Source organism: Nocardioides sp. AX2bis (assembly GCF_902506435.1).
Taxonomy (GTDB): Bacteria; Actinomycetota; Actinomycetes; order Propionibacteriales; family Nocardioidaceae; genus Nocardioides.
In genome coordinates, this window is the sequence record NZ_LR733245.1 from 1 (window position 1) to 3,159 (window position 3,159).

Genomic DNA, 3,159 nt, shown 5'->3' on the forward strand with positions numbered 1-3,159 from the left:
ACCTATCACCGCCGTCGTAGGCAGGCGACTCTCGGCCGGTTGACCCCGGTGGAGTACGAGTTGATCATGCTCCCAACCGCCACCCAGGCGGCCTAACCGAACTGTCACCAGTTCGTGCAGCAGACCCAACTGCCCGTTGGTCCTCGCTGGACTGCACGCGCTGCTGGAGCCCTGGGCGTCCCGGGTCCACCTGCGCCGACAGGCCACCGGGGCGGACGACGACCGACCGCTCCACATCGTCCTCTACGACCCCGCCGTCGACCAGGGCCCGCACCCGTCGGACCCCCGCACCGCGCACACCGTCAGAGGTTGGAAGCTCGTGGTCTTCAGCTGGCTCGAGGAACCCCAACGGGTCAACGCCGCGCGCGTCTACGGTGCGGACGCACAGATCCCGAAGACCCTCTCCCCCGAAGACCTGGTGGACGCCCTCGAGCGCATCCACCGCGGAGAACGCATGGGGGTACGCACCGTCGGTCCCGCGTCCTGCGCCGACGACGTCTGGCCGGGTGCCGACGAGGGCCTGTCAGGACGCGAGTCCGAGATCCTCGTGTACATCTGCCAGGGGCTGAGCAACAACGACATCTCCCGGCACGCCCACCTCGGCCTGAACACCGTGAAGACCTACATCCGGTCCGCCTACCGCAAGATCGGGGTGTGCATCCGTCCCCAGGCTGTGATCTGGGCGCTCTCCCACGGTTTCGCCCCCTGCTCGGATCCAGGCTCAGATCTCGCCACGGTCCGCCGCCTCAGCCCGCCGCCATAGTCCGCCGCCGCCGCAGCCGTCCACGGACGCCCAGGGTGCCGCAGCCGCTCCGGCCGCCGCCGACTGGCGCCGACAGACGTCCTAGTCGTCCGCAGGATCGTGGTCGAAAGCATGCTGCGCGGCGGCGATGACGCGCGTCAAGCTGTCGCGCATCGCGTGCAGTTCGTCGAGGTCCATGCCCAGCCTGGCCACGACGGCCGGGGGGATCTTCTCCGCCTGCGCCCGGAGCGCACGGCCCTGTCCGGTCAGCGTGACCGCCAGCGACCTCTCGTCGCTGCGGTCACGGTCGCGCAGCAGCAGCCCCGACGCCTCCAACCGCTTGAGCAACGGCGAGAGGGTGCCGGGGTCCAGGCTCAGCAGACGACTGAGCTCGGACACCGAGACCGGCTCGTGCTGCCACAGCGCCAACATCACCAGGTACTGGGGATGCGTGAGGCCGAGCGGCTGGAGGAGCGGCCGGTAGACCGCGACCACGTTCCGCGCGGCCACCGAGAGGGCGAAACACACCTGCTGCTCCAAGGCCAACGGGTCCTCCAGCTCAGAGGAAACCTGGCCGCCACTACCCATGCATCGAACCTAGCAAACGTTGGCACCGCTATCATTGGTGCACCAATGTATTGTGGTCCAATGGGTAGTTCAGGGTTTGGCCCCCCACGTCCGCGCGCTTCGTCCGAGACCCCCCGGGGACCGACGGCGCACGCTGCGCAACACCTGCCCCAGACCCACCAGGACACCTCGCGCACACTCGACAAGATCGACGCGGCCGCGATCGAAGGCCTGATGTGTCGCGCCGGGATCGCCGTCGTTGTCCTGGACGAGTACGGGTGCCTCTCGATGCTCAGCCCGAGCTCCGAGCGCCTGCTGCAGCAGCCTTTCGCGGCGGTGCCCGCCGAGTCCTTGGCAGAAGCGTTCCACCTCTTCAGCGAGGGAGGCGGGCGTCGTCTCAGGGCTGACGAGGTGCCTATCGTTCGCGCCTCGCGCGGAGAGATGGTCGAGAACGCGATCGTCACGGTCAAGGTCCCCGGCCAGCCGGTCCGCCACCTCCGGGTCGACGCCACGCCCATCAGCGGCACCGAGGGTCGACCGCAGGGCGCGTGGGCCGTGATGACCGACGTCACCAACCTGGTGGCCACCGCCCGGGGAGAGCTGAACCGATCCCTCGCCGAGACCGTGAACCACAGCCTCCGAACCCCGCTCACGGCGGTCCTCGGCCACGCCGAGCTGATGATGGACCAGCGCGACCGCCTGCCCACGGACGCCGCCGCGTCGCTCCAGGCGTTGCGGCGGGCGAGCCACCGCCTCAACGACGTCGTCACCTGGATCTCCGACTGGATCGACCTCGCCTACGCCCCTGGCAGCGAGGCCCGAGGGGCCGACCTCGCCGACTACCTGGACCGCCTCCGCGACCCATCCTGACCCGGACCCACCGGGTCCGGCGCACGCACCCGGGTCAGGTCGGCCGGGGTGATCCGCGCCAGCGGCACGTTCTCGAGCTGAGGTCGGGCGTGGCGTTCCAACAGCCCGCCGTACAGCGCCTTGGTCGAGGGCGCTCGGTCGCTGGCGGCCAGGAACGTGGCCCGCCACTCGCTCAACCAGTCGCCGAAGCTGCGACTGGCGTTGCGCACCGGTGCGCCCAGCGCGACGCGCTCCTGCGCCTCGCGGGCCTTGGCCCGCGCCTCGGCCTGGGTGCGTCCCTAGAAGTACACCCGCCGCGTCGACCCGTCCGGGTTCTCGATCCGCGCGGTCACGAGGTAGCGACCCTCGCACCCGGCGGGGTCTTCCTCGACGCTGAGCACCTCGACGAGGTGCCCGGCGGCGGGCCGATCGACGATGTGAACCGCCGGCTCACCGCGACCCGGGGCCGGCGTACCGGCACCGCCTCCGGCGAGCAGTGGCAGGCCTAGGGGGACGCCGTCGAGTCCGCCCCGGAGCTTGCGCACCTCGTCGCAGACCGCGACGGCGGCTTCGACCACCACGTCGCCGAACCACCCACCGTGCACGACTACCTCGACCTCCTGCGCCGTGCCGGCTTCGCCGTGGTTGGCCAGGTCTGGCAGCACGGCGACGACCGGGTCCTCCTGGGCGCACGCGGCGCGAGTGACGCCCCGACACCTCGGGGCTGACCCGGCACGCGTACCGCGTGTTAGTTTCACGACGAGCCAGAACACATCAGTTGATGTGCGGGAATCCGGTGAGAATCCGGAGCTGACGCGCAGCGGTGAGGGTGACTGGCGGGACGACGTACCACTGGGCCCTGCGTGGCCTGGGAAGGTGTCCCGCCGGTGTGAACCCGAGTCCGAAGACCGGCTGGCTCGATGACCGATGCCGACCCGCGCGATCCGGGTCCCTGACTGATTCGAGACCCCCGTGGCCCCCACCGGCCTGGCCTCAGCTGG

Annotated in this window: 4 protein-coding genes and 1 riboswitch; of the genes, 2 read left to right on the forward strand and 2 right to left on the reverse strand. The window is 70.4% G+C overall.

Annotated features, from left to right (window positions below; translation table 11 throughout):
* Positions 1-319: 319 nt before the first annotated feature.
* The gene (locus tag GV155_RS20160) at positions 320-763 is read left to right on the forward strand and encodes a response regulator transcription factor (RefSeq protein ID WP_160012085.1); all 444 of its coding nucleotides are present in this window, start codon (positions 320-322) and stop codon (positions 761-763) included.
* Between the two features lie 81 nt (positions 764-844).
* On the opposite strand, the gene GV155_RS20165 is transcribed toward GV155_RS20160, so the two are convergent.
* The gene (locus GV155_RS20165; protein WP_160012087.1) at positions 845-1,330 is read right to left on the reverse strand and encodes a MarR family winged helix-turn-helix transcriptional regulator; all 486 of its coding nucleotides are present in this window, start codon (positions 1,328-1,330) and stop codon (positions 845-847) included.
* A gap of 390 nt (positions 1,331-1,720) precedes the next feature.
* On the opposite strand from GV155_RS20165, the gene GV155_RS20170 reads away from it, so the two are divergent.
* Entirely contained in the window at positions 1,721-2,179 is a 459-nt protein-coding gene (locus tag GV155_RS20170) for a histidine kinase dimerization/phospho-acceptor domain-containing protein (RefSeq protein WP_160012089.1), read from the forward strand.
* 278 nt (positions 2,180-2,457) lie between these two features.
* Here the strand turns inward: GV155_RS20170 and GV155_RS20175 are convergent, their stop codons facing one another.
* Positions 2,458-2,823 carry a hypothetical protein gene (locus tag GV155_RS20175; RefSeq protein WP_160012091.1) on the reverse strand — a complete coding sequence of 122 codons (366 nt, stop codon included), beginning with the start codon at positions 2,821-2,823 and terminating at the stop codon, positions 2,458-2,460.
* 83 nt (positions 2,824-2,906) lie between these two features.
* Positions 2,907-3,089: riboswitch (cobalamin riboswitch) on the forward strand.
* The last annotated feature ends 70 nt before the right edge of the window (positions 3,090-3,159 follow it).